This is a genomic window from Actinoplanes sp. NPDC026670 (genome assembly GCF_040638175.1).
Taxonomy (GTDB): domain Bacteria; phylum Actinomycetota; class Actinomycetes; order Mycobacteriales; family Micromonosporaceae; genus Actinoplanes.
In genome coordinates this window covers 1-1,107 of record NZ_JBEZXU010000214.1, presented here as the reverse complement: position 1 = coordinate 1,107, position 1,107 = coordinate 1, and the positions used below count along the sequence as shown (strand labels likewise).

The 1,107-nt window shown below is 68.3% G+C and carries 1 protein-coding gene; it reads left to right on the top strand.

Translation table 11 applies throughout. From position 1 onward, the window contains the following. Positions 1-55 precede the first annotated feature (55 nt). The gene (locus tag AB0E94_RS53190; protein ID WP_360344664.1) at positions 56-1,099 is read left to right on the top strand and encodes an IS30 family transposase; all 1,044 of its coding nucleotides are present in this window, start codon (positions 56-58) and stop codon (positions 1,097-1,099) included. The last annotated feature ends 8 nt before the right edge of the window (positions 1,100-1,107 follow it).

Sequence of the window (1,107 nt, the reverse complement as noted above, 5' to 3'; positions counted from 1 at the left end):
GGCGGAGTCAATACTTCGTTGCATCACTGTCGATGGATCTTGATGGGATGCTGTGATGGCGGCGCGGTTGAGTGTGGCGGAACGGGAAGAGATAGCGATCAGGCTGGACCGTAACGAGTCGATGCGGTCGATCGCCCGCCAGCTGGGCCGGTCACCGTCGACGGTGTCACGCGAGGTGAAGCTGAACTCGCTGCACGCTCACGCGGTCCGGTTCGGCCGCCCGGAGATGGCCTACCGGGCCCACACTGCGGACCGGGCCTCAGCCGCACGCCGGCCCCGGTCCACCCGGGGCCGGCTGTCGCGGCCCGGCCCGCTGCGCACCGAAGTCGTCAACCGGCTCCGGCAGCGACACTCACCCCGGCAGATCGCCCGCCGGCTGCGGCAGGATTTCCCCGAACAGAGGGAGATGTGGGTGTCCCACGAAACGATCTACCAGGCCATCTACCTACAAGCCCGCGGAAACCTGCGCGCCGAACTCACCCGCCAGGTCGCCCTGCGCTCCGGCCGCGCCAGCCGCCACCGCCGTCCCGCAGCCGGCGCCGCGATCCGCTCCAGCCGACCCTGGCTCGGCCTCAACATCAGCCAGCGCCCCGCCGAAGCCACCGCCCGCGCCATCCCCGGACACTGGGAAGGCGACCTGGTCATCGGCCGCAACGGCAGCTCCGCCATCGCGACCCTCGTCGAACGCGCCACCCGCTACCTGATCCTGGTCGCCCTGCCCGACAGCCGCGTCAGCGAACACGTCATCAGCCAACTCGCCACCGCGATGAGCCGCCTGCCCGACACCCTCCGACGCTCCCTGACCTGGGACCAGGGCACCGAAATGGCCGGCCACCTCGACTTCACCACCGCCACCGACTGCCCGGTCTACTTCTGCGACCCCCACTCACCCTGGCAACGCGGCTCCAACGAGAACACCAACGGACTCCTGCGCCAGTACTACCCCAAAGGCAGCTTCGACTTCCGCACCATCACCCAAACCGACCTCGACACCACCGCCACCGAAATGAACAACCGCCCCCGCGAAACCCTCAACTGGCGCACCCCCACCGAAAAACTCAACGAGTTCCTCACCAGCACCGATGCAACCACCCCTTGACTCCAAGC